The sequence below is a fragment of the Vibrio azureus genome (assembly GCF_002849855.1).
Classification (GTDB): Bacteria; Pseudomonadota; Gammaproteobacteria; order Enterobacterales; family Vibrionaceae; genus Vibrio; species Vibrio azureus.
The window spans coordinates 652,642-676,484 of the sequence record NZ_CP018617.1; the positions used below are offsets into that span (position 1 = coordinate 652,642).

The 23,843-nt window shown below is 39.9% G+C and carries 21 protein-coding genes; 12 read left to right on the forward strand and 9 right to left on the reverse strand.

The features are described from left to right. The first annotated feature begins 6 nt into the window (after nucleotides 1-6). Genes BS333_RS16575 through artM form a run of 3 tightly spaced genes read left to right on the forward strand, consistent with a single transcriptional unit; the run spans nucleotide 7 to nucleotide 2,106 of the window. Nucleotides 7-750 (forward strand): arginine ABC transporter substrate-binding protein, encoded by a 744-nt coding sequence (locus tag BS333_RS16575; RefSeq protein ID WP_021709826.1) that lies wholly within the window; start codon nucleotides 7-9, stop codon nucleotides 748-750. Nucleotide 751: 1 nt separating this feature from the next. Then, nucleotides 752-1,441 (forward strand): arginine ABC transporter permease ArtQ, encoded by a 690-nt coding sequence (gene artQ / locus BS333_RS16580; protein ID WP_021709827.1) that lies wholly within the window; start codon nucleotides 752-754, stop codon nucleotides 1,439-1,441. Continuing rightward, nucleotides 1,438-2,106 carry an arginine ABC transporter permease ArtM gene (artM, locus tag BS333_RS16585; RefSeq protein WP_021709828.1) on the forward strand — a complete coding sequence of 223 codons (669 nt, stop codon included), beginning with the start codon at nucleotides 1,438-1,440 and terminating at the stop codon, nucleotides 2,104-2,106. Before artQ ends, artM begins: the two co-directional genes overlap by 4 nt. A 76-nt stretch (nucleotides 2,107-2,182) precedes the next feature. Here artM and BS333_RS16590 read toward each other — a convergent pair whose 3' ends face one another. Beyond that, entirely contained in the window at nucleotides 2,183-3,061 is an 879-nt protein-coding gene (locus BS333_RS16590; protein WP_021709829.1) for a DMT family transporter, read from the reverse strand. Between the two features lie 120 nt (nucleotides 3,062-3,181). Between BS333_RS16590 and BS333_RS16595 the strand changes: the two genes are divergently transcribed. Next, the gene (locus BS333_RS16595) at nucleotides 3,182-3,667 is read left to right on the forward strand and encodes a MarR family winged helix-turn-helix transcriptional regulator (RefSeq protein ID WP_021709830.1); all 486 of its coding nucleotides are present in this window, start codon (nucleotides 3,182-3,184) and stop codon (nucleotides 3,665-3,667) included. Nucleotides 3,668-3,874: 207 nt separating this feature from the next. Here BS333_RS16595 and BS333_RS16600 read toward each other — a convergent pair whose 3' ends face one another. After that, complete coding sequence (locus BS333_RS16600; RefSeq protein ID WP_021709831.1) at nucleotides 3,875-5,731, reverse strand: hypothetical protein; 1,857 nt, start codon at nucleotides 5,729-5,731, stop codon at nucleotides 3,875-3,877. A 350-nt stretch (nucleotides 5,732-6,081) separates the two neighbouring features. Here BS333_RS16600 and BS333_RS16605 point away from each other — a divergent pair, with 350 nt between their 5' ends. After that, a complete protein-coding gene (locus BS333_RS16605) occupies nucleotides 6,082-6,303 on the forward strand; it encodes a VF530 family protein (protein ID WP_021709832.1) in 222 nt (73 codons plus the stop codon). 129 nt (nucleotides 6,304-6,432) lie between these two features. Here BS333_RS16605 and BS333_RS16610 read toward each other — a convergent pair whose 3' ends face one another. From BS333_RS16610 to BS333_RS16625, 4 genes are all read right to left on the reverse strand, one after another. Further along, on the reverse strand, nucleotides 6,433-8,208 hold the full coding sequence (locus BS333_RS16610; protein ID WP_021709833.1) for a hypothetical protein: 1,776 nt from the start codon (nucleotides 8,206-8,208) through the stop codon (nucleotides 6,433-6,435). A gap of 423 nt (nucleotides 8,209-8,631) precedes the next feature. Beyond that, on the reverse strand, nucleotides 8,632-9,180 hold the full coding sequence (locus tag BS333_RS16615) for a porin family protein (RefSeq protein ID WP_021709834.1): 549 nt from the start codon (nucleotides 9,178-9,180) through the stop codon (nucleotides 8,632-8,634). 120 nt (nucleotides 9,181-9,300) lie between these two features. Then, nucleotides 9,301-9,963, reverse strand: coding sequence for a flavin reductase family protein (locus BS333_RS16620; RefSeq protein WP_021709835.1), 663 nt, complete (start codon nucleotides 9,961-9,963; stop codon nucleotides 9,301-9,303). A 39-nt stretch (nucleotides 9,964-10,002) separates the two neighbouring features. Next, nucleotides 10,003-11,499 carry a cryptochrome/deoxyribodipyrimidine photo-lyase family protein gene (locus BS333_RS16625; RefSeq protein ID WP_021709836.1) on the reverse strand — a complete coding sequence of 499 codons (1,497 nt, stop codon included), beginning with the start codon at nucleotides 11,497-11,499 and terminating at the stop codon, nucleotides 10,003-10,005. A 249-nt stretch (nucleotides 11,500-11,748) separates the two neighbouring features. Between BS333_RS16625 and BS333_RS16630 the strand changes: the two genes are divergently transcribed. Further along, nucleotides 11,749-12,054: a DUF6482 family protein gene (locus BS333_RS16630; protein WP_021709837.1), complete on the forward strand. Its 306-nt coding sequence runs from the start codon at nucleotides 11,749-11,751 to the stop codon at nucleotides 12,052-12,054. Nucleotides 12,055-12,215: 161 nt separating this feature from the next. Here the strand turns inward: BS333_RS16630 and BS333_RS16635 are convergent, their stop codons facing one another. Both BS333_RS16635 and BS333_RS16640 read right to left on the reverse strand, forming a co-directional pair. Next, entirely contained in the window at nucleotides 12,216-13,424 is a 1,209-nt protein-coding gene (locus BS333_RS16635; protein WP_472579708.1) for a multidrug effflux MFS transporter, read from the reverse strand. 401 nt (nucleotides 13,425-13,825) lie between these two features. Further along, nucleotides 13,826-14,974 carry an iron-containing alcohol dehydrogenase gene (locus BS333_RS16640; protein ID WP_021709839.1) on the reverse strand — a complete coding sequence of 383 codons (1,149 nt, stop codon included), beginning with the start codon at nucleotides 14,972-14,974 and terminating at the stop codon, nucleotides 13,826-13,828. Nucleotides 14,975-15,158: 184 nt separating this feature from the next. Here BS333_RS16640 and BS333_RS16645 point away from each other — a divergent pair, with 184 nt between their 5' ends. The 3 genes from BS333_RS16645 to BS333_RS16655 all read left to right on the forward strand — a co-directional run bounded on the left by BS333_RS16645 (nucleotide 15,159) and on the right by BS333_RS16655 (nucleotide 17,597). Next, the gene (locus tag BS333_RS16645) at nucleotides 15,159-16,037 is read left to right on the forward strand and encodes an AraC family transcriptional regulator (RefSeq protein WP_021709840.1); all 879 of its coding nucleotides are present in this window, start codon (nucleotides 15,159-15,161) and stop codon (nucleotides 16,035-16,037) included. A gap of 141 nt (nucleotides 16,038-16,178) precedes the next feature. After that, nucleotides 16,179-16,637: a hypothetical protein gene (locus BS333_RS16650; protein ID WP_021709841.1), complete on the forward strand. Its 459-nt coding sequence runs from the start codon at nucleotides 16,179-16,181 to the stop codon at nucleotides 16,635-16,637. Between the two features lie 24 nt (nucleotides 16,638-16,661). Continuing rightward, a complete protein-coding gene (locus tag BS333_RS16655) occupies nucleotides 16,662-17,597 on the forward strand; it encodes a LysR family transcriptional regulator (protein WP_021709842.1) in 936 nt (311 codons plus the stop codon). 157 nt (nucleotides 17,598-17,754) lie between these two features. Here BS333_RS16655 and BS333_RS16660 read toward each other — a convergent pair whose 3' ends face one another. Continuing rightward, on the reverse strand, nucleotides 17,755-18,411 hold the full coding sequence (locus tag BS333_RS16660) for a nitroreductase family protein (RefSeq protein ID WP_021709843.1): 657 nt from the start codon (nucleotides 18,409-18,411) through the stop codon (nucleotides 17,755-17,757). A 388-nt stretch (nucleotides 18,412-18,799) separates the two neighbouring features. On the opposite strand from BS333_RS16660, the gene BS333_RS16665 reads away from it, so the two are divergent. The 3 genes from BS333_RS16665 (at nucleotide 18,800) to yghU (ending at nucleotide 23,727) form a co-directional block, all read left to right on the forward strand. Continuing rightward, entirely contained in the window at nucleotides 18,800-19,381 is a 582-nt protein-coding gene (locus BS333_RS16665) for a LysE family transporter (RefSeq protein ID WP_255209437.1), read from the forward strand. A gap of 350 nt (nucleotides 19,382-19,731) precedes the next feature. Beyond that, complete coding sequence (locus BS333_RS16670) at nucleotides 19,732-22,722, forward strand: non-ribosomal peptide synthetase (protein WP_021709845.1); 2,991 nt, start codon at nucleotides 19,732-19,734, stop codon at nucleotides 22,720-22,722. 144 nt (nucleotides 22,723-22,866) lie between these two features. Next, complete coding sequence (yghU, locus tag BS333_RS16675; RefSeq protein WP_021709846.1) at nucleotides 22,867-23,727, forward strand: glutathione-dependent disulfide-bond oxidoreductase; 861 nt, start codon at nucleotides 22,867-22,869, stop codon at nucleotides 23,725-23,727. Nucleotides 23,728-23,843 lie beyond the last annotated feature (116 nt).

The following is a 23,843-nucleotide window of genomic DNA, read 5'->3' on the forward strand; positions in this document are numbered from 1 at the left end:
ATTGCAATGAAAAAGATTCTACTAGCTTCACTAATCGGCCTTTCTTCTGCAACCATGGCAGTGAATGCCGCGGCACAAGAAGAGATCAAATTCGCAATGGAAGCGACTTACGCACCGTTCGAATACATGGATGAAAACAACCAAATTCAAGGTTTTGATGTGGATCTTGCGAACGCACTATGCAAAGAAATGGAAGCAAAATGTACCTTCCACAACCAATCTTTTGACAGCCTGATCCCTGCATTAAAATTCAAGCGTTATGACGCGGCTATCTCTGCAATGGACATTACCGACGCGCGTTTGGAGCAAGTGAACTTTTCTGACCCTTACTACGACAACTCAGCAGCATTTGTTTCTATCAAAGAAAAAGTGGCTAATCAGAAAGCACTAGAAGGTAAGCGTATTGGTGTTCAAAACGGTTCAACACACCAAAGCTACCTGATTGATCAAATGCAAGGCGTAACAGCGGTTCCTTACTCAAGCTACCAAGACGCGTTCATCGATATGAAGAATGGTCGTATTGATTCTGTATTCGGTGACACAGCCGTCGTAGCAGAATGGTTCAAGAAAGAAGACAATCTAGAGTACGTGGGCGAGCACGTTACTAACCCTAAATACTTCGGTAACGGTTTCGGTATCGCGGTAAACAAAGGGAACGACGAGCTAGTGAACAAGCTGAACACGGCACTAAAAACAGTCAAAGCGAACGGCGAATACGACGTAATCTACAACAAGTACTTCGGTAAGTAATATGGCACTAACGGGTTACTCTTTATCGCTTGTTCAAGCTAGTTGGATGACTGTCCAACTAGCCTTCACAAGCCTTTTAGTCGGTTTGATTCTGGCAGTGGTATTCGCCAGTGGTGAAATGTCTCGGCGGGTTTTCGTTAAATGGCCAACGACGGCGTTTGTGACAATGGTACGTGGCTTGCCAGAAATCCTTGTTGTGTTGTTTATCTATTTTGGTTCGACGCAGGTTCTGTTTTTAATCACCGGAGACTTTATTGAGGTTAGTCCGTTCTTGTCTGGCGTGGTGGCGTTGTCATTGATCTTCGCTTCTTATGCTTCTCAAACTTTACGTGGCGCCTTAAAAGCGGTCGGGAGAGGGCAGAGAGAAGCAGCAAGTGCCCTTGGCATTAGTCAAGTACACGCTTTTGTTCGCATTGTTTTGCCACAAGCTGTAAGACACGCACTACCAGGATTAACTAACCAATGGTTGGTTTTGCTGAAAGACACCGCACTTGTATCATTGATAGGCGTAACGGATTTGTTGAAGCAAGCGCAGCTAACGTCTGCAGCGACGCATGAAGCGTTTACATGGTATGCAACGGCTGCTGCAATTTATTTAGTGATTACGCTTATTACGCAACGTGCCGTCAAACTGATTGATAAGAAGTTCTCAATTCAAGGTATGAGTATGGGACAGGAGGCGACCGCATGAACGAACAACACGTTTGGCAAATGCTGGATGGCTTAGGCACTAGCCTTCAATTGACCGCCGCTGCCTTGGTTGTGGGCTGTCTCTTAGCTCTAATGATGACGCTGACTCTGATCCTACGTACTCCGGGCTTGCATTGGATAAGCCGTGGCGTCATCACCTTGTTCACAGGTACGCCTTTATTGGTACAGATTTTCTTGGTGTACTACGGTCCGGGCCAATTTGATGTAGTAAGAGAAAGCATATTCTGGACATGGCTAAGCCAACCTTGGTTCTGTGCGATGTTGGCGTTAGCGCTCAATACCGCGGCATACAGTACTCAGCTGTTCAAAGGAGCGTTTAACGCGATTCCTTCCGGGCAATGGCAAGCGTGTCGTGCTCTGGGTATGAACAAAACGGCAACGCTAAAAGTGCTGCTGCCATACGCAATTCGTCGTGCTGTTCCGGCTTACTCGAACGAAGTGATTTTGGTCTTCAAAGGCACGTCACTAGCAAGCACGATTACGATCATGGATCTGATGGGTTACGCGCAGCGCATTAACGCGCAAACTTACGATACGCTGACGGTATTTGGTATTGCAGGTGCCTTTTATTTAAGTGTAAATGGTGCTTTGACTTTGATATTTCGCCAAGTTGAGAAAAAAGCACTGGCCTTTGAAGCGGCTTAAAGGAAACCTTATACCCAAGTAACCTCTTTCTGAAACAAACACCTTGAGTTCACTTGGGTATATAGACAAGTTGATGTTAATGATTACGTCTTTGCTTAATCAGTAACAGAACTTGTGGTAGCAAAGACATGATGATCATACCAAACATGAACCCGTACTGAAGCAGAGTAAAGTTTTCATCGAGCAACACATATCCAGCGACGATTCCCGCAAGCGGATTGGCGACGCCTCCAAAGGTAAAATCCACCACGCTCATTCTTTGTAACAACCAAACATAGACACTATAGGCGAAGACGGTGTTGAGTAAAATGACCCAAAGTAAGCCGACTAGGTTTCGTAAAGAAATATGACTCACAGCATCTAAATAAGGCTGTGGTTGTAAAAATGCAGACAGGCAAGTGGCAAGGGAAAGAACGACGCCACCTAAAATAAGTTGCCACGTCAAAACAGTCCACCAATGAATTCGAGAACCTAGAGTCTTGGTTACCGTGCTTCCTATTACGATACACATGATTGCAGAAAGCATCGCGATCAAACCTACAGGGTTTAAATTCATTGAACTGGGGTTAAATAACAACCAAGCCAGTAGGATTAAAGCTGAACCGCATAGCACTTGACTCTGAGAAGGTTTCCGTTGGTGGAAAAGCCAACTAAAAAGCATGGCAAAGACAGGGACAGATATCATCCCCACGCCAGAAATCGCTGATGGTAAAGTTAACGCCATAACAAATATGAGTCCAAAAAACATTGCTATATTAAGAGTGCCAAGCACAGTTAATACCTTCCAATCTTTTCTTTCTGGTAACGTTGGTTTTATGGCGAGAAGTATAAGGCCAGCGGGTAAAGAGCGAAGCGCTCCCAGCAGCAGTGGTGGCCACTCTGCGAGTGTATATTGTGTTACAGCATACGTAGTCCCCCAACAAAAAGCGGGCAGCATAGCAAAAATAATATTCATGTAAAGTATCTTTATATTGAGATAGTTTTCGCAAAGATACCTTAGTGTCTGGTTACTGTAAAGTATCATTATGCTAAGATATCTTTCTGAATGAAAAAGCTGTTGGAGGCGATCCTTTATATGGACGCGGTTGAAAGAGCAATCAGTCAATGGTCACAAGAACGACCAGAGCTAGATACAGAGCCCATGGCGGTCATGGGGCGCTTGATGAGAATTGTGAAGCACATGGAAACTCATGTTGGCGAATTACATAAACAATACGGCCTAAAATTAGGTGAGTTTGATGTACTTGCAACATTAAGGCGAAGCGGTGCACCATACAGATTGACGCCATCGGGGTTGCTTGGTTCATTAATGCTAACATCAGGGGCAATGACCAATCGTCTTGATAAATTGGAGAAAAAAGGCCTGATTGTGAGAGAGCATAGCAGAGACGATCGTCGAAGTGTGACTGTCGAACTGACTGCCCAAGGTTTAGAGTTGATCAACACCATGCTTGAACACCATCTTCAGCTGCAACATCAACTTATCAGTGCTTTGAGCAAAACTGAAATAACAGAGTTTAATCAGATCTTAAAAACACTATTAAAAAATTATGAAGCGTGATTTTAGCGGAGGTATTTATTTAGCAGGTATATATCTTTAGCGAGTATATACCCAAGTGACCTCAAGATGCTTGATTCAGAGCGAGGTCATCTCGCTGAACGCAGCATCTTTAGGTTATTTATAGTTAAACGGCGTTAAGAGCAAAAGCTTATTAACGCCGTTGTTGTTTAGGCAATACTTGTGGATGGAAATTTTAATCAGGCATCTTTAATTGATGTCATAATAATCCACAACATGCATATTGTCTAAATAGTAAGCAGGAATGGCATAAGGGTAATACTTGTCTTCTAAACATGAATAAAAGAAATCACTATCTTTGATTCCGGATCCTATTCGCTGGAGACCACAAACTTTTGATGCTCTCATACCGTTTACGAATTCCGGTTTATGGTTATCAAAAATTTCTTTAACAAAATAGAACGCGTTGCCTTTAACTACGCCGCCATAACTTCTTTTAAACATGGCTTCATTGAGTTGGAATTCAATGACCTTGTTATCTTGATTAAAAATCTTTAATGTGTAGTGAGTTATGTCTTCGTCAAATAGGGCTGATCTTTTCAGTGTTAACTCTTGTTTAATTGAAACTGTTGTATTGTGGATAATAGCACCACTATCGTGCACAAGAATTATCCTATAAGCTTTATTGTCTGAATCATTTAATTGTGAGCTGATACTGATCGGAAATGTACTGGACCTAAAGTTGGGGACATAAATACATAATTCCTCTAAACTTATACCTTTAGTGAATCCACTTCCTTCAAATTCATCTCCATAGCATAAATAGCGAAATGATTCACCAAAAATAAGCTTAGGTAGATGTTTTACCGTAAGGCCAACAGCACTTGCAATGTTGATTGTATTACCAATATTAGCCAGCTTGAAATTCGTTGTGACAGCTCTACTCATGGCTTTTGAGGACTCTTTCAAGAAAGTCACTTGTGTTTGGCCTGTTGTTACATCAATGATGGAATTATAGAGATCGCGTAAATTGGGAATTGCACCGACTTCCCAAATAGTCTGATTTAGTTCATTTTTATTCGATATACTTTGCTTCATCAACCTCCATGACTTTGTATCGATGTTATTTGGCTTTGTTGCTGATTGTAGTTTATCTAATGGAACAAAAAACTTCGCTTCATTTTGCATTACAAACAGTCTGAGTGCATGAATAAAATCTGTAACAGAAAAATCATTCTCATTCTTTATCGTATATTCATATGGGTAGGTAACTTCAATTCGTTCTGTGCCAGAAGTAAGAGTAGAAAACCCAAACAGGATTATATCCATTATTGTTATATCTTGATAAACCAATCTGCCGTTGATGCTTTTCTCTATTATGAGGTTGGTTGTACAAGTTTCACATTGAGCTATATCTTTTATTATTGACTTTATATAGTTTTCTAATGCTTGTTCAGTAGGGCTCCTAAATAGTTTTTTCTCCAAATATTTAACCGTGAATAACAGTTTTTGGTAATATATTTTTTCTTTTTTTGTTAGAACATTCTGTAGATTATAAGCATAGTCCATATTCTTTTTAGTGCGAAATTTATCGATGGATTGCATATATTTTTTTGCTAACTCTTGATATGAGCCAGAAAAATCAACCCCTGTTTTGCCTCCATTTTCATTTAACTCAGAAGAAATAACTTTTTCTACTCGTTCTTTTAGCTCTTTATCTATAATACTCTTTGTATCTTCGATAATCGGGCTGATCATCTTACCACTTCCAAAATGGATATCGTGAAGAATAATTCTTGTGTTTAAAAGAATATCTTCTTTAATAAATAAATATTGTTTTTTTACAGGGTCGTTTTCTCGATACCAAGCACGAGTAGTGCTTTCATTTTTACTTTTTAGGTATTTATGGCAAGTTTCATAATCGGTTTTGTAGTTGATGCACTCTCGTGATAGAAATAGTTGGAATAAATAAAGAGAATCATGAAATTTAGGATCAACTTGATTATAATATACTGTTTCTACTACAGGTGAATGTTCAGTTGCTTCGGCAAAACATAAATGACTTGTTAAAGGGAAAATACATAATAATAGTGTTTTTAGCTTCATGTTACCTTAACCATATGATTGATAATATTCGCAATACTAATATCTTTGGTTTGGCTTATAAATAAAACTGATGCTAGTTCAATTTAGATAAAAAGCATAAAATCTCAATTAAATAAATGTTTTGAGGGTTAAATGAATGTTTGGGTAAGTATAGTGATTAAACTGCCATGCAAAGTGATTATGATTGTTTTTTATCTATGTGATTTAAATCACGATTTTATTGTTGGGTTGCTTAGAGATAAAGCCTTTAATCAATGGAGAAAGCGGCTTTAATTTTAAGAAAAAGGCAACCTATAAAATGCTTTGTCTGATACAATTTACTTCTGAAAGACATCATAGAGAGCAGCAAAGTGAGTCAAAAGCAACCAAATAATCCATTACATGGTTTAACCTTAGAGAAAATTCTTGTACGTTTACAAGAACATTATGGCTGGGAAGGGCTTGATGCTGAAATCCAAATCAACTGTTTTTACAATGAGCCATCGATTAAATCCTCATTAAAGTTTTTGCGCCGGACTCCGTGGGCAAGAGATAAAGTAGAAGCGCTTTACATTAAAACCTTCTGTCAGTAATAGTCAATCAATCTTCTCAAGTAACCTTGTGCTAGTGTGCTCGAAAAGAAGGCAGGCTTTGCGATTTTTTGACACTGTCGCTTTGTCTGCCCTGCATCTCATCATACATTTTTTTAAATGGGTATACATTTAGCGTTCAATGACAATTTTACCTGTCCCAACAATCTTAGAGTCTTTTGACATTCTGATTTGTGCGGTGTGTTTTTCTGACGAGAAAAAAGATTTGGCATGCGTTTGATAGCGTTCTATCATTTGGGCGTGTTCTTGTTTTTGATAGTGAATTTCCCACTTTTTAATCTCAGTATTGTATTGCATAAAAGCAAAGCCAGTTGTATTTTTGAACGTTGTTTCCCCTTCTTGGTAAAAACCGTAGTCGAGAAAGCTCATGTAGTTAATAAGCCCATTACCATGCACTTTGACATGATTATACTGTTTATCTTCTCTACTGCCTTCAACATGATAAACCCTAATATGTTTGTCATCCCAGTCATCAACAACGAAAGAACAACCACTAAAGCTTGGGGTGAAAATGTATAAATGGTCACGATGTGGATCAGGATGTTTAGGGACGTTCAAAAATTTACCTTGCGCAACCCAATAAGCCATCTGACAGGTTAACTTTTCAGGTTTCTCTCCGGCAGGTACATCCACGATACGAATTGCCCCTAACGTACCATGGGCGTGTTGATACTGCATACCAGTGAACACCAACTCTCCACTTTCCTGAACTTCTTTCATTGTATTTGAGTTGAGTGTCATCAATTGACGATTGATCAAATCAACACTGACAGCTTGTGCGGCCAGGCTCTCTCCAAGAAGTTCTGAAGGCATGATTCGTTTTCCCGTCGCACTGATTGTTTCTATGGGGAAATGGGGGTCTGGAGAGTCAATCGCCCCTGCAATTTCACGTTCATCACCGACAAAGATTCGATTTTTTTGGACTATGGTTAACGTTGTGATATTGATGATGGGAAGTTGAGCTGGGAGAGCCGCATAATGAATATGTGTTGCGTTATCTGCAGTAATTGGGGTTGTATATTGTCCCCATATGCTTGAAAAAGGATACACGCCACCAATTTTATAATCTTTAATTAATGGCTCTTGAGGTTCTTGTTCAACAGGCCTTCGCCTAACTGGGCTGCCTTTTGCTGTTGCTATGGCCACAATATGTTCTAAATCTAAGCTTGTTGCATTATCGTCTAACCACGATTTATTGATGTCATTTAGCTGAGAAGAACTTAGCTTTTCTGCAGTGTAAAGTAAGTGTTGATTATCGCAAAGTGACTGCTCAACTTTATAAGGTATAATCATACTGCTGTAGTGATGTTCAGAGAGCAGTTCATCGGTTAAAAATTGTTTATTTGATAACGTTATTTGGTAAGCGTATCGATTCTTACCAAGAATTTTGTATTCTCGGAGAAGTTCGGCATCGACAAAATGATAAAAGTAACCTTCGGTTGGCCATGCAAGTAAGTTCGGGGTTATTTGAACAGCTAACTTAATGGGAATAAACTCTGCATTGATCTTGTTACTTTGCTTTGGGTTGGGAGTAACGTTGTAGGTTTGTGAATGACCACTGTTTATGAAGGCATTATGATGCAGTTTTTTGGGCTCAGATACTGAACATTGAGTGGTTAATATACAGCTATTCTCGTTCGTCTCTTCTATTTTCCAAGCAGAAGTTGAGGCTTCCGCTTCGGTTTTACCTAATAACCATTCGCCTGTTTTGAGATGGTGTGTCGCTTCTGCGTTACAATACAACTTGATATTGATTGCAAACATAGCATCAGGTTGTACAAACTCTTTAATCGGTGATTCTGCGGTTATGGATGGAGAGCATTCATCTGCAATTGGTTTATAGGCTGCATTCGTTGTTTTTCGGCTTTTATCCCATGGTGATAACATTCAATACAATCCTTAATAATAAATTTATCAATGATTGTATGCCTTTCGATGACGTGTTCCTTTAGGTATAAAAACCAAATTACTAGTAATATTAACGGTTATTTAAGAATTCGGATTTAAATCACAACTCTATCATTAGCTTTATTGATGGTTTTGCAAGGCTTAGATTTGTTATGTTTATGGCTTATTTCTCATAGGTTTAGAAGATAGGGCTTTAGTACGACTTTGTTAACAATGCTTAATGAAGCACCTATGTCTACGAATCGTTGTTGCACCTGAGACTTAAGGTTATTTCGCTGAAAGAGCACCTTGAAGGCACTATGTGTACCCAAGTTACCTCAAGGTGCTTGATTCAGAGTTACGTCACTGAGCTAACTTTTGCATTAGTTAGTATATAAGGTGGCATGCTATGAATTTAAGTTTTTAAAACTTATAGTTGACTTGAGCAGAGACAGAGTCTGATTGAAAATCTTTAGCTAGCATGAAACGGCGATATTCCAAGCCAATTCCTACATGCTGAAATAAGACAAATTCAGCACCGGCACCAAAATAAGCATGGATGCTGTCATCCGAAGTTTTTTTGCTGAACCCTGTGTTTTTATTCTTAATTGTTCTATCTAACTCAGAGTAGTTTGCCCCACCTATTCCATAAATATTAAAAAAGTTAACAGGGTAGTAGTTGGCTTTGAGGCCCAAATAAGTTGAGTTATATTCTATGGATTGTTCTTCATCGGACAGTGTGGTTGATAAAGCCGTGGTTAAAACACCTTTTGAAGCCATACGGCCAATTTCAGCTGAAAAGTTAGGATGAAATTGATAAGCATAATTGAACGTTTGACCAAACCCAATATCATCATCTTTATTGGATTCAATCGTTGCACCCCCAAGACCATAACCAATTTGATGGCTTGCTGCGAGTGCATGAGATGATGAAAGCAATAAACAAGCGATTGCTGCTGATTTTTTAAACATGAAAATGACTCCTAAAATCTAATCAATGAATTTATCAAATTCACATTCACCAGTCAAATGTATGGTGTTTTGTTAAATTTGCCTTGGAAATGAATTAACTTACTAGCAATGTAATAATTTTTAATCAGACATTTCACCTTCTGTTGTGAGTATTGATATGGGTTGGTCAGGCTTTGCGTAGCTTAAACGGTGTATTTTTTGTGGAGTGTGATAACTGTCCAGACCAGAAATAGAAACAATGTCCAATAGGCTGAGATCAAGATGTCCATCTGGCATCATTGCTTGTTCAGGAAGGCTAATTGTTTGAATTTCTCCGATTAACATCTCGGTTTGATTGCTATTTATAATAATGTGCTCTTTTAAAGCTAGGCCAATCCTTAAGTTACTTTCAAGAACAAAGGGAGCAGAAAAGTTATCTTGATAGTAGGGGGTAAGGCCTACACTTTCAAATTCTGAAATATCCTTCGCATAACGCGCTGATGTTTGGTGGGCTTGCTTGATGAAATCTCTATTGATTGCATTAATCGTGAAATAATGAGTATCTAAAATATTCTCAAGTGTATGACGGCGGCTCTTTCTGGGGCGCACAATGAAACCAAGTAGAGGTGGATTAGAACCGAGGTGAACAACGGAACTGACAATGGCAAGGTTCTCTTGTCCTTGCTCATCTCGTGTCCCGATTAAGTTTGCGCTTTTATATCCTGATAGAGAATTGATAAGACGAGCGCGGTGGCGGGTTTCCATCGCTTGAATGTCTTTGTGAGAAATTTTCTTTTGAGTCATAGTGGTCTCTTATTTTTTGTTTTAGGCTAGCTGATTTGTTTAAGATTCTTTCTGTTTCTGTTTCTGTTTCTGTTTTGTTGGTCGAACATGGGTCAATAAAATTCGTTTTCCCTCTGATCTGACATCCTGACGTTTTTTCCAACGCCAAAGTCTATCGCGGGCACTTTTGGCGCAATCGTCTAATGAGATAATCGGCTTTAAGTACGGTGAATCTTGATCAAGTTCATACATGATGGCTTCCATAGAGGTCATCTTCCATGGTTCGAACAAAAGTGGAATGGGGACCAAAGCGAGTTCTGGCAGCCATTTATGGATAAATTTCCCTTCAGCATCATGCTCCTGTGCCTGCTTGGTTGGGTTGTAAATTCGAATGGTATTGGTTCCTGTGATCCCCGCTTGCATTTGAAATTGTGGGTAATGAATGCCGGGTTCAAAGTCGAGAAACAGCTGAGCTAGGTGAGTGACGCCATCTCGCCAATCCATGTTCATGTGATGAGTTAAAAAGCTGACTAACATTGCACGCATGCGAAAATTGAGATAACCGGTATGATCAAGGCAGCGCATACAAGCATCTATAAGTGGAATTCCTGTATTACCAGATTTCCAAGCAAAGAGTTTTTTCGAGTCCTTGATACAAGAATTATTGAGTAATGGTTCGTATGCTTGATTGATACATCGAAACTCCATGTCACTTTCACTCTCAAACTTCTGAATAAAATGACAATGCCAATGTAGCCGAGAAGATAAAGCGATTAAGCTACGTCTAAATCCTGCTGTTTGCCAATTTTGCAATAGGTATTGATAAACTTCTCGTAGTGAAATGTTGCCCCAAGCCAAATAAGGAGAAAGACGAGTGCATGCCGTTCTCGACTCGGAAGGGCTTGAAATACTGCAATAGTACTTTTTACCTCTACGCGTAAAAAAGTCTTCAAGCGTTTGCCAAGCCAGTCTACTTCCACCAGTTTGCATTCCTCTGATCTTCACAAGCCAGTTTGCTGGGGGAGCAAAGGCTAAGCCAAATTCGTCTGGCTCTAAATAATGAAGAGAGCTAGCGTTGAGAACCGTATTACAAAGCGGAGCGCGCATAAACTTTTGCCAGTTTTTATCCCAATCTAAGCGGTTTTTTACTCCTCTTAGTACTGCTCCTTGCTGAAATTCATACCAATCTATTTGGTTTGAATTGAACCAAGTTGACATTTCTCTATCTCGGTCAAAAGTACAATTTAACCCGATTTCTTGATGAGAAAAAACAGCATTGATTTTGTATTGAGACTGAATGGCCTGGAAGCAAGAGCGTGCATCACCGAACAAAACCGAAACACGACTATCGTAGTCTAGTAATGCAAGGTTTAAGTCTTGTATGGATTGCCAGATAAAACGCCAATGACGAAGTGAATTGTGTGGATTTTCAATCAGAATTGGCTCGACGATGTATAACAACACGGTAGGGTGTTTGGAAATAAGCGAGTTGTATAAGGGAGCATGATCAGTGAGCCTCAAGTCTCGTTTTAGCCATACCACATTGATTTCTTTCATTTAAAGCTTACACCCCAGAAACTCAACAAACTTTAGATTTAACCTTTATGGAAACTTATGTGCACCCATGTGATACGCAGGTAAAAGCCGTTTTATGAAAACGATACTTTGGGTGTACTGGGTATATACGTAATCGAACGAAAAAAACACCAATCCTTGATCGGCTTTCATTGTTTATGGGTATACAAAAGTACACACCCAAGTGTCTTAAGGTCATTGGGGTATCTTCATTTGAAAGGGAAAGGAAATATGGCGATAGCACTGAGTAAACTAGAGAAGTACTTTTATATCGACAAGTTGGTTATCCATTCAATCGATTTAGCGCTGTATCAAGCTTCAGTCGTGATCGATGGCCAAGAATCAATGATTATCGATGATTCAGGTCAGCTTTTACGTGAACATTCGATTTTAGCCGTGCAAAAGCGCTGCCGCCATTTGAAAGCCAATTCTCATGTTTTACGTCAGAGTAGTGCTTATGACGAGATGGTTGGTCAACCAACTCGAGAAACAGCAAACACGTTAGAAGTTCCAATTGGGAATCATAAGCTCTACTGAAATTGGGCTCTATATTGTTGTAACCCTGTTAATCAGACAAACTTCACAGGGCATTACTACTCGCTTTTGTACTGAGGTGGATTGGATAAGTGGTAACATTTATCTCCTTATCCAATATTCACCCATACCCGAGTATCTTTAGGTCATTTGGATACACACCTCTATGCGTCAGACCCTTTGTAACGCTCGACTAATTTATGCATCACTCTTATTCCTGCAAGGGCAAGGACCACTCCTATCATCACGTTGAACACGGATTCCGAGGTTCCTTGATAAGCATTACTTCCTAAATCAATAGCAGCAGAAACAATCAACAGCCTTAATGCAGTGACTAACGATGCTGCGATGCCAGTTAGATCCGGAAATATCTGCATCGATTTAGCGAAGAACAAACCGATAGACAATCCTGCTCCGACTGAAAATAAACACATGACACTGGTTAAAAACAAAGGTGAGTTCAGTAATGTCTCTGGAGCCAAAGCAAATATGGTTGTACTCGCAAATATTAAGCTGAGACCAGTATTTTTTAATTTATCAACGCCAAATCTATCTATTAAGCGCGAGTTGTTTAAGTTGACCAATACAAATGTACCCAAGGTTGCCATTTGATAGAATGGAAAAACATCGGGTTTGACACTTAAATGTTCGATGTACAGTAAAGACATATTCGATACGTAAATCATGTAAGCGGCAAGGATCAAACTGGTTATAAGAGTGTTGTACCAAAATAAAGGCGATGATAACACTGTCCGATAATCAGTGGCGATTCGCTTAGGTGCTAGCTTTTTTCTTTTCGTCTGGCTAAGGGACTCCGGTAAGAATAAGAAACACTTTATTGCAGAGATAAAGACGAGGACTGCGATAAAAATAAAGTTAGTGCGGTAACCAAAATTTAGGCTTATCCAGCCCCCAATCAAAGGTGCGAAAGCCATTAAACTCACAACGAGTGTATTCAAATCAGCGATAAGCTTGGCGGCAGACTCTTTCTCGAATAGGTCAAAGATCATCGCTGTCCCAACGATTACGCACGCCGAACTTCCAAAGCCCTGTAAGAGTCGAAAAGCAAGAAGTTGTTCAATATTGTCAGCGAAAATGCAACCAAAACTGGCGATGAGAAAAATACTGAATCCAAACATCAATACTTTACGGCGGCCAAAGTGATCAGATAATGGTCCATAAAGCAATGAACCGACACAAATACCGATAAAGTTATAACTTAAAATGCGCTGTACCATCACTGCATCGGTATTGAAATCTTTGAGTATGTCTGGGAAAGTCGGTAGATAAATGTCAGTTTCCATTGCTGCACCAAGGAATATAAACACCATCAAAAATCGAAACCACTTTCCAGTATGGGAAATAGGAAACATAGTTAATCCAATAATAATTTTTGAGTAATATACCCAAGCACTGAGGTCACTTGGGTATACCCGAGTACCTGAAGTTACTTAGGTATAAACATGACTAAACGAGTAGGGCGAACAGTCGGTTCTGAATAGATTTTTATACGCAAGTAGATTGAGGTTACTTGGGTATACATGAAATAACGCATAATCGAGAGGGATATTACGCAAGGGTTAAGATTTATCACTTGTTTGTGAACAAGCGAAATCAAAATTTAACATATTTAATTTTGATTACAAGCATGAAAGTAGGAATTCTTTTATTTTATTGAAAATATACCCAAGTAGCCTGAGGTTACTTGGGTATGGGGGAATCTTGAGTTATTTAAGTGTTGAAGTCATTCATCCTGAAGTAATGAATTTAATCGCTACGCGATTGCAGACTCTAAGATCTCACGCGTTTTCTCAAGTGTAATTGCTTGGTTTTCACCTAGTTGTGTATAGCCGTGTGAATCTAATTGAGCCACAACTTGTTCAATCGCTTGTGCTTTTGTTCCTTCGTAATCAGAAAATTGTGTGGCGACATTCAAGCTCTGGTAGAAATTTTCAATCGCATCAATAGTACGTTCAGCTAAGTCTGAGCTATCATTCAAGCCAAATACATTACGGCCCATTTGCTCCAATTTATTGCGCTTAGCTTCAATTTGGTTTCTCAGTAGTGATGGCTGAACAATAGCGAGTGAACATGCGTGGTCGACATGCCAAAGCGCGGTAAATTCATGCCCGATCATATGAGTCGCCCAATCTTGAGGTAGGCCAACACCGATCAATCCATTAAGAGCTTGGTTGGCTGTCCACATAAGATTTGCACGCCAAGCATCGTTATTGCGTTCATCAAACTGCTCGCCAAGTGTCAGCAGGTTTTTTAGCAGTGTTTCTGCATAACCATCTTGTACCATCGCATTGGTTGGTAGGGTAATATATTGCTCGCATACGTGTACCCATGCATCAACCAGACCGTTGAGCAATTGACGTTCAGGCAGAGACTTCATTACGTCTGGATCCATGATGGCAAACTTAGGCTGAACTTCAGGGCTCATAAAAGCAAGTTTTTCCTGAGTTGCTTTGCGTGTGATCACCGCTCCCATATTGGACTCAGAACCGGTAGCTGGCAAAGTAAGCACTGCGCCAAGAGGTGTTGCTTGAGTCACTTGATGTACACCAGTCAGGATATCCCAACCATCACCATCATATTTCGCTGCTGCAGCAACGTACTTTGAGCCGTCAATAACAGAGCCACCGCCTACAGCGACAATGAAATCAATATGCTTTTCTTTAACGAGTGCAACGGCTTTATCCAATGTTTCCTTTGTTGGATTGGCTTCTACACCTGAAAATTCAAGCCATGAGTGGTGACCTAAAGATGCAATAACTTGCTCATAAACACCATTCTTTTTGATCGACCCACCTCCATAGATGATAAGTACTTTTTTATTACTATCAATCGCTTGGCTAAGAGAGTCGATCTGTCCTTGGCCAAAGTGAATAACCGTTGGGTTAACATAGGTGAATTGCATGCTTGGTTCCTTGTATAAACGGGATCTTATTATTTTGACTTTTTAGTCATTATTTAATTTGCATATTAGTCCTAGCTGGTGGGTTGTTGAAGCCCATATTCTCTTTATTAATTGCCTATTCCTACAAAATCGTTATTATTGACCTTGTTTTTACCAATTAATGTTTCTACATGGGTCTACTTTTATGAATACACTTGCTCAGTTGATGCACTCTTACGTTGAAGCTAAAGGCTGGGGGGAGCTCGAGGGAATCAGAGAAACAGAAGTAAAAAATGTATGGTTCTATAGGAGTAGTACTGGTAACCCACGTCAGCCGTTTACTTACCAATCCGGCATCATTATGCTCGGACAAGGCCAAAAAAACATTTATCTTGGAGAGAGGCCTGTTACTTATTCCTCGGGGAATTATCTCGTGGTTGGCGTTCCTATGCCACTAGAGTGTGAAGCATTGGCTATTGATGGCGAGCCTCTGTTAGGTTTGTCGATCAGTATTGATTCTCAACGTTTACAACGGTTGGTCAAAAAGCTAGAACAACAAGATTTCCAAATTGATCAAGGAAATAAACATAACTCGAGTGGCCTTGAGTCTACGAAGATGGAAGAACACATGGCTGACTGTTTTGTTCGTTTAATGAGAGCACTCCACAGTAAGACTGAAGCGGATATACTTGGTGATGCGTTGGTTAATGAAATTGTATATCGAGCATTAATTGGTTCAAAGGGACGCGTTCTCTTTGACCTTGCTCACCATGATGGTCATTATGCACGAATTGCCAAAGCACTTTCTAAAGTGCACGAAGAATATGATCAACCCATTACGGTTCAGTTGCTTGCTGACGAAGCGAACATGAGTATTTCAGCATTTCACAATGCTTTTCGCAAAGTGACTTTTGAATCACCTCTGCAATATTTAAAGAAAGTAAGATTAAACAAAGCGAAAGAGTTGATCCAAATAGAAGGTTTACGCATTAATGATGCTGCGCGCAGAGTAGGTTATTCAAGCCCCTCTCAATTCAGTCGTGAGTTTAAGCGTCACTTTAACCACTCACCGCGAACAATTTAGTGTCTATAGCCAAGTGACTTCAAGATACCTATAAAAATAATCATTGGTAATTGAGTTTATAGTCCTTAAAATGATTTATATACCTAAGCATCTTGAAATTACTTGGGTATCTATCCTTGATAACTAATGTAGAGTGATTTTATGCTTCGTGATTACACCTTCGAATGTCTTGTAACTATGCCGCGCCACGAATTAGAAGAGTTCAGTGCTCGTATGATCAGCAAAATGGTTCCAGAAGATGTGATGAATGAACTATTTACCTTCGAGCAAGAAGAAGTGGATAGTGAAGACCGAATGTTATCTGCACGACTTGATGCCATGCTGCGAATGACAGCAATCGCTTTAAGCGAGATACAGCAAGCGTTTGATGAATCAGAAAATGCAAAACAAAACAGTGAGAGGATGACTCGATTAGTGCTTTGGCACTTTTATGCTATCTCATTTAACTTAGAAGAAGCGATTACTCTCGAAGCACATTGTGCACAAGTTGAAAAGATCTTAGCCGAGGCCCCCATTGATGTTTTTGCCTGGGTGAAAAGGTTAACCGACTTGCTACACATCTACGCTGAGATCAATGCTAATGAGAATGGGGAAGTCTAAAAAAGGTAAAGGCGGAGACATAAAATGTTACTCGAAGATCTTCAAGTCGTGGTTAAAGTCGCCGAATGCCGAAGTATTACAGGAGCCGCGACTCACTTAGATATGCATGCGGCAACGGCCAGTGCAGCAGTTAAAAGAGTGGAGAAATCGTTGGGTGTTGAGTTATTTGTGAGAACGACTCGTCACCTTCGTCTTTCTCATGCCGGAGAACGATATTTACCACAATGTGAAGCGGCCTTACTGGCACTTGAACAAGCAAAACAAAACTTGCACGATGATTTAGACATTATCGATGGTGAGTTAAGAATGACCATTCCATCTGATCTTGGAAGAAACCTCGCTAGCCGTTGGCTTGATGATTTTATGGAAGCCAACCCTAAAGTTTCATTAAGAGTCAGTGTCGGAGATAGTCGAGTTGATTTTTACCGCGATTCAGTAGATATTGCATTGCGCTATGGCTCCCCGACGGATTCGAATATCTATGGGTTTAAAGTGTGTAATGTTCCCAGACTCTTGTGTGCCAGTCCTGAATATCTAAAAAAGTACGGAACGCCTTGCCACCCTAAAGATCTAACAGCATATAATCCTCTTTTCTATCAAATGCATGATGTGCTTCATGATGTATGGGGGTTTAACGATGGTGAACAAGATTACAAAATAAAGCTCAAGGGCAATCGAGCTTCCAATGACAGCGATTTGGTTCGACGATGGTGCATAGAGGGCAAAGGGTTAGCAATGAAATCTTGTTTGGATATGTCGACTGATTTACTGTCAGGCAGAGTCGTGAGTGTGATGCCAGAGTTCAAACCCACACCGACAGAACTTTGGTTAATATGCCCAAGCAGGCAATTGATCACCCCTGCGATGAGAATACTCAGGGACAGTTTTAGGCGCAATACACAAGAGATTCTGTTGCAATTGGCAAATAAAGGGCTGATTGAAAAAAGTGACTTTGAATAGAGTGTCTTTCAATAGAGAGTGAGCCTTTAAATAGAAGAGCGGGCACATAGTAACCTTGCTCTGAATCAAGCATTTTTAGGTCACGTTGGTACAAGTATTTTGAGAAAAATTGGATAGATGAATAAAAGGGGCATCAACATGCCCCTAACTAAGAAGGTTATAAAACCGTTAATATCTTTTCTCGTGCCAAACGTGATTTTGGCAAACTTGCATTGTAGTCTTCTTGCTGATGATGATATCCAATAGCCAGTGCTACATCACATTGATACCCATCTAACTCTTGTTCAAACTCTTGGTTGACTAAATCGATATCAATGCCTTCCATTGTGGTTGAGTCAATGCCTAAACGTGCCAAGACATGCAGCGTATTACCCAGTGCAAGGTAAGTTTGAGCTTTTGTCCATGCTGAATTATCACCATTTATATCAGTATTTAGCTCTGCAAATGCAAAAGGACCAAAAGCTTGTTCACGTTGTTCTAAGGGAGTTCGACCGTCTTTAATACCTTTATCGACCACTTTCGCATAGTCATTGCGTGTGTAGTTAGGTTTATGAGCAAATAAAATAATGTGCGATGCTGCTTTGACATGAGGTTGATTGAACTGATGCATGTTGGCGAAAGTATCGTGCATACGTTGTTTTGCTTCATCACTTTCAATAACAATAAACTTCCAAGGTTGTGAGTTAATGGAAGAGGCAGAGAGACGCATCGCTTCATAGAGAACCTCAAGATCTTGTTGAGGAATACGTTTACTTGGATCGTAGCGTTTGGCAGTGTAACGGTGTTCTAAATCAGTAATGATTGGATGAGTCATGATGGTCTCCAAAACTAAAAATCGATGAATGACATAATGTCATATTTCCAAGTATCTTGAAGTCACTTGGCTAGATGTTGTAGATATTAACGGTATTACTCGAATTAACAAACGGCCGCTCATTTGATTAATTGTCAAAAATAATTTGATAATAAATCAGATTTTCAATTGGTTTTTTACGGTAATACTTGATATTTGGTCATTTAGATACAGCGCAGTGATGTCGTTCAGAGTTCAGCATCTTGAGGTTACTGGGCATCCCTAACACAGACAAAAACAAAATGGTAATCAATGCTAATTTATTTTATTATTCATGATCTTATAATAAAATCTAATTTTAATTACTACTAATATGATATCGTTATTTTTTATCGCTCTACTTGGTTCCATGGTACCGGGAGCAAGCTTCGTGATTACTGTACGTAATAGCCTTTTTGGTTCAAGATTATGCGGATTGGCGACCGCATTAGGGTTGTCATTGGGAATGGCTTTCCATGCCTCTTATTTGTTACCTGGGTTGCGTTGGTTTACCGATCATTCTTCTATTTTTCTGCTGGTTATTGGTTATATTGGAGCAGCATATCTCTTTTATTTGGGAGTTAATTGCCTAAGAGTAGAGAAAGCGGATGTTGATCCTGATGTTACTGCGACTAAAGAGGGGATTACGCCATGGAAATCATTTCTGAGTGGTTTTATTACCGATGTCTTAAATCCCAAAATTGTGATCTTTATTTTAGCTTTGTTGAGCCAGTATATTGATCATGATTTAACCGTAGAAAAATATGTTTCCTATGGGGTTATTTTATCTTCTGTTCAGCTACTTTGGTTTGGGTGTGTGGCGATGTTCTTTTCATCGGCTGTTCTAAGAAAAAAACTTTATGCTGTTTCCCACTGGATTGAAAGGCTATCTGGCGTTGCGTTAATCTCACTTAGTACAACGATTATGTTGCAAAATTTGAGTATTCTGTGATTGTACCCAAGTGATCTCGTTCAGAGTCACGCATTAGAGATTATTGCGATAACCAACTAATAAAATAAACATTTAATGTGAGGTACTTACTGAGGCACCTCATTTTTAATCCAAGTGATGTAATTGATTTAAGTATCACTTTCATTCCTTATCCTAGCCGAGTGCAAAGATTGAGCCATAAACAAGGTAAAAATAAAAAAACGATAATGTCTTGTGTAAGTTTATTCTTGTAGTAACGCTCATTAAAACAGCGATATAGTGAGATGCTGTTTCCAAGTATATTGCGATCTACTTGGGTATGGAAAAAGTGAGCTTATTTTTCACCTTCGAATGAATGGATTCACTCAAAAATGAAATCAACTCTGCATCTTGAAAAACTATCAGCTAAAAATGAACATATTGCACTCCCTTGGATTGACCAATTTGAACTCATCGCCAAAGAGTTCCCTCACCATAAAGCAATAGTTAACCCGTCTGGAGAACATTACACATATCAACAAGTTGATTTAAAGGCAAATCAGCTCAGTCGTTACTTACATAACATGCTACTGAGTCATCGAGTTGAAAAAGAGCAGATTATTCTTGCTCTGTGTACTTCGAGAACAAATCTAGATATTTCGGTGATGCTGATTGCCGCTCTAAAAGTCGGTGCGGCCGTTCATATATTGGAACCTAAATTAGGTGCAGACGTTAACGGTAAACGACTGATGCAAATAAAACCGGATCTCATCATTCTTGATCAGGAATATTCCGATCTAGAGGGGGATTTTTCTAACTTCAATACCCTTGTATTAAATGCTCATCAACCTAATATTGAACAAATTTTGACTTCGCCGCTTAACATAAATTGTGAGAGAAATAATGCTCTGGTGTTATGCAGCTCGGGGACAACAGGCGAACCAAAAGTGATGGTGATCCCGATGTTACCTCTTGCAAATTTGACCAGAGCAGGGCACGAAGAGCTCAATATTGATCACAAGAGTAACGTGGCTCAGTTAGCTCGGCGTAATTTTGACGCATTTTTCCATGAAATTCTTATTACTTTAGGCAACGGTGCTTGCTTGGTTTTACTAGAAGATCCCGTATTATTTTGCCCTGAGCAATTTGCTACTTTTGTAAGACAGTACTCGATCTCTCATATCACTATAACGCCTTCTCATATGGGACATTTGCTACAAAAGAGGCGTCATAGACCAGATAAGATCTTCTCCGCAGTAGAGACAATTATGCTGATTGGAGAAGGATTTACGGAAGTGCTTCTACACAACCTTGTTGAGACGGGAGTCTCGCGTGTCGTGAATGGATATGGGCCCTCTGAAACTGGAATATGGGCCATGAGTGCGATACTTTTCGATCAATCTACGTCTAACAAAATCAGTGCTCCTCATTTGGGTAAACCGATTCGAGGTGTTGATGTTAGAGTAATGAGACAAAACACAAAAACTCAACTTTGGCAACTTTGCGGAGTCGGTGAACAAGGCGAGTTATTTATCAGCAATCGTCTACAAAATGTCTATTTAGACCCAAAGAAAAATCAAAATAGTTACCTTTATTTACCTGACCCAATAACAAATAATATTGAGTGCTTTTATCGTACAGGAGATATTGTCACTATTAGCAAAACACATGATCTTGAGTTTGTTGGTAGAAGAGACAATCAAGTGAAAATATCAGGCCAACTTGTGGTGACAGATGAGGTGAGCAATCAATTAAAGTTGGCTTGTCAGCAGTTATTCAAAGATATGAATATCAATATATATGTTGATATTGAAAAGAATAAGCAAGGCGTACCGACTTCGCTCACTGCTTACCATACTGCTTCGGATGCAAAATTTGCGTTGTACATATCGAACCGTTTATCTGATTATTTATCGTCGCAACTGCCGACGTATATGCAGCCAGCGCGTTACGCATGGGTTGCAGAATTCCCAGTCAAAGTGAGTGGTAAACTCGACGTTGATAGCATAAAAAGTCATGCTCGGAATTCTAAGCAAGCTGATGGGCCCAAAATAAAGCCTCACACTCGCGTTCAGACATATATTGCAGAGCTTTGGCAGCAAACACTAGCGCTCGACACACCTGTTTATTTGCACGATGTTTTTAATGAGTTGGGTGGTACCTCTCTTCAAGTAAACTCGATGTTATCTAGGTTAAATCATGAGTTTAAAACCAGTCTTAAAATTGATTCTGTTATCAAAAGAGTGACTTTAAAAGAACTTGCCCATCTCATTGAAACATCAGTGCAAGGTAACAACAGTTTGCAACGAGTAAATAAACTCCATAGTCATACATCAGAAGCTCTTGAAGCATCGATTCATTCACTTATTGAGATGAAAGCATCTGATGGAAAAGACAATCTATTTTTGGTTCACCCTGGGGATGGGCACATTCAAGTTTACCAAAAGCTTGTTAACCAACTTGCTGAAAATGTCCGTGTTTTTGGATTAAGAGCTCCCGGTTCTGAAGCGGGAGAAAAGATAGAAGCCATGAGTGTCGAAGATTTTGCGGAGCGTTATGCCCAATTAATCATGACTCAGCAGCCAAAAGGGAATATTTCACTGCTTGGTTATTGTGCAGGAGCACCAATCGCAGTTGAAGTTGCCCGTTTAATTGAAAAAACCGGACGAAAAATTTCATTACTCGCTTTACTTGATATGCCCAACGGATATCACTCTCCTGAAAATATCGATATTTCTCAGGGGCTAGCGAGTTTCTTCGCACAACGCTATCAGTCTAAAATCAGTGCTAAAGAGTTGCGTTGCCACAGTGATTCACTCGAAGACCAATATGATTATCTTTTTGGTCATGCCCAAGCAGAAAATAAAGTGTCTCATTCTGAGTACGGTGTGATCCGTGATGCGTTGACTGGCGTGATGTATGAGCCGGAGGAAGACGATCCTCGTGAAACCATGCGTCTGTTTTTTAAATATGCGTTCAAACTTGACATTGATCATAAAGATTTGCACAACAAAGGTTCATTTGAGGAACAATTAGACTTTATTGTTGCTGAAGGTAAACGGCTAGGCCTGTTCCCTCATGAACTTAATACGGACTACTTTACTCGACTTTTGGCAATGGAAAATATGTCTAAAAATGCCATTCATGGTTATGTTCCTTCACCACTAGACATTCATGGCAAGATACTTTATTTGCATGCAACGCCGAGTATTACAAACCCTATGGCTTGGTACCCTAACTCAGACACGTGGCGAGAGTTCATACCCACAATGCATGTCCATCAACTCTCGGGTGATCATTATTCTATTGTTCGTGATGAAAATGACATCAAAGAAATGCTTCATGTCCTCGAAACCTACAGTGACTTTTTGTTAGTCGGTTAGTGGACTTTCATTATACCTATGACCAAGTATCTTGGGGTCGCTTGGGTATAAGCTTTTTATTTGCTAAATTAGACCTCGCGACTCTTAGCCAAGTGTCATGAACACCTTTGAGCGAACAATATTCAAACGAGATAAGGGATAACAATGGATAATCAATACATACCAGCAAAAGTATGGGCATACGACAGCGCAAATGGCAGTCAAGGGTCGACGTTGAACCGTCCTGACTCTGGGGCACGCCACGAGCAAACACTTCCTATTGGTATTCACCCATTTCAACTTTACTCGATGGGGACACCCAATGGGCAAAAAGTAACCATTATGTTTGAGGAACTATTAGCGGCTGGTGTGAAAGAAGCTGAATACGATGCGCATCTCATTAAAATTGGTGATGGCGATCAATTTGGTTCTGGTTTTGTAGCGGTCAACCCAAATTCTAAGATCCCCGCACTCGTTGACCGCTCAGGAGCAGAAGTCGTTAATGTGTTTGAATCCGGCAATATCCTATTGTATCTGGCTGAGAAATTTAACCATTTTTTACCTAAAAACCCTTTGAAGCGAGTTGAAGCGATGAATTGGTTGTTCTGGCTTCAGGGTTCTGCCCCCTATTTAGGCGGCGGGTTTGGCCATTTTTACGCTTACGCGCCAGAGAAATTTGAATATCCAATTGATCGCTTTACGATGGAAGCTAAGCGCCAGTTAGATGTGCTCGACAAACGTTTGGCTGACCATACATATTTAGCCGGTGATGAATACAGTATTGCAGATATCGCAACATGGACCTGGTACGGAAATCTTGTTTTAGGTCGCCTTTACCACGCTGCTGAGTTTCTCAACGTTGCGAGTTATACTAATGTGATGCGTTGGGCTAAGGCGATTGAACAACGTGAACCAGTTCAACGTGGCTCGATCGTCAACCGCACATGGGGTAAAGATTGGGAGAAAGTGACAGAACGTCACCAAGCCTCCGATATTGATGCCGTATTAGCTAAAAAACCGTCTTAATTCATTTGCCTAGAATAAAAAGGGATGTCTACCCCTAATGATAAGCTTTCAATGAGGTGAGTGGTTCACTCATCTTCAGCATCTTGAGGTTATTTGGATATATACCCAAGTGACCT

Excerpts from the sequence above, each read along its gene's own strand:
- BS333_RS16575 (WP_021709826.1), top strand. The coding sequence starts at position 7 with ATGAAAAAGATTCTACTAGCTTCACTAATCGGCCTTTCTTCTGCAACC.
- artQ (WP_021709827.1), top strand. The coding sequence starts at position 752 with ATGGCACTAACGGGTTACTCTTTATCGCTTGTTCAAGCTAGTTGGATG.
- artM (WP_021709828.1), top strand. The coding sequence starts at position 1,438 with ATGAACGAACAACACGTTTGGCAAATGCTGGATGGCTTAGGCACTAGC.
- BS333_RS16590 (WP_021709829.1), bottom strand. The coding sequence starts at position 3,061 with ATGAATATTATTTTTGCTATGCTGCCCGCTTTTTGTTGGGGGACTACG.
- BS333_RS16595 (WP_021709830.1), top strand. The coding sequence starts at position 3,182 with ATGGACGCGGTTGAAAGAGCAATCAGTCAATGGTCACAAGAACGACCA.
- BS333_RS16600 (WP_021709831.1), bottom strand. The coding sequence starts at position 5,731 with ATGAAGCTAAAAACACTATTATTATGTATTTTCCCTTTAACAAGTCAT.
- BS333_RS16610 (WP_021709833.1), bottom strand. The coding sequence starts at position 8,208 with ATGTTATCACCATGGGATAAAAGCCGAAAAACAACGAATGCAGCCTAT.
- BS333_RS16615 (WP_021709834.1), bottom strand. The coding sequence starts at position 9,180 with ATGTTTAAAAAATCAGCAGCAATCGCTTGTTTATTGCTTTCATCATCT.
- BS333_RS16620 (WP_021709835.1), bottom strand. The coding sequence starts at position 9,963 with ATGACTCAAAAGAAAATTTCTCACAAAGACATTCAAGCGATGGAAACC.
- BS333_RS16625 (WP_021709836.1), bottom strand. The coding sequence starts at position 11,499 with ATGAAAGAAATCAATGTGGTATGGCTAAAACGAGACTTGAGGCTCACT.
- BS333_RS16630 (WP_021709837.1), top strand. The coding sequence starts at position 11,749 with ATGGCGATAGCACTGAGTAAACTAGAGAAGTACTTTTATATCGACAAG.
- BS333_RS16635 (WP_472579708.1), bottom strand. The coding sequence starts at position 13,424 with ATGTTTCCTATTTCCCATACTGGAAAGTGGTTTCGATTTTTGATGGTG.
- BS333_RS16640 (WP_021709839.1), bottom strand. The coding sequence starts at position 14,974 with ATGCAATTCACCTATGTTAACCCAACGGTTATTCACTTTGGCCAAGGA.
- BS333_RS16645 (WP_021709840.1), top strand. The coding sequence starts at position 15,159 with ATGAATACACTTGCTCAGTTGATGCACTCTTACGTTGAAGCTAAAGGC.
- BS333_RS16650 (WP_021709841.1), top strand. The coding sequence starts at position 16,179 with ATGCTTCGTGATTACACCTTCGAATGTCTTGTAACTATGCCGCGCCAC.
- BS333_RS16655 (WP_021709842.1), top strand. The coding sequence starts at position 16,662 with ATGTTACTCGAAGATCTTCAAGTCGTGGTTAAAGTCGCCGAATGCCGA.
- BS333_RS16660 (WP_021709843.1), bottom strand. The coding sequence starts at position 18,411 with ATGACTCATCCAATCATTACTGATTTAGAACACCGTTACACTGCCAAA.
- BS333_RS16665 (WP_255209437.1), top strand. The coding sequence starts at position 18,800 with ATGGTACCGGGAGCAAGCTTCGTGATTACTGTACGTAATAGCCTTTTT.
- BS333_RS16670 (WP_021709845.1), top strand. The coding sequence starts at position 19,732 with ATGAAATCAACTCTGCATCTTGAAAAACTATCAGCTAAAAATGAACAT.
- yghU (WP_021709846.1), top strand. The coding sequence starts at position 22,867 with ATGGATAATCAATACATACCAGCAAAAGTATGGGCATACGACAGCGCA.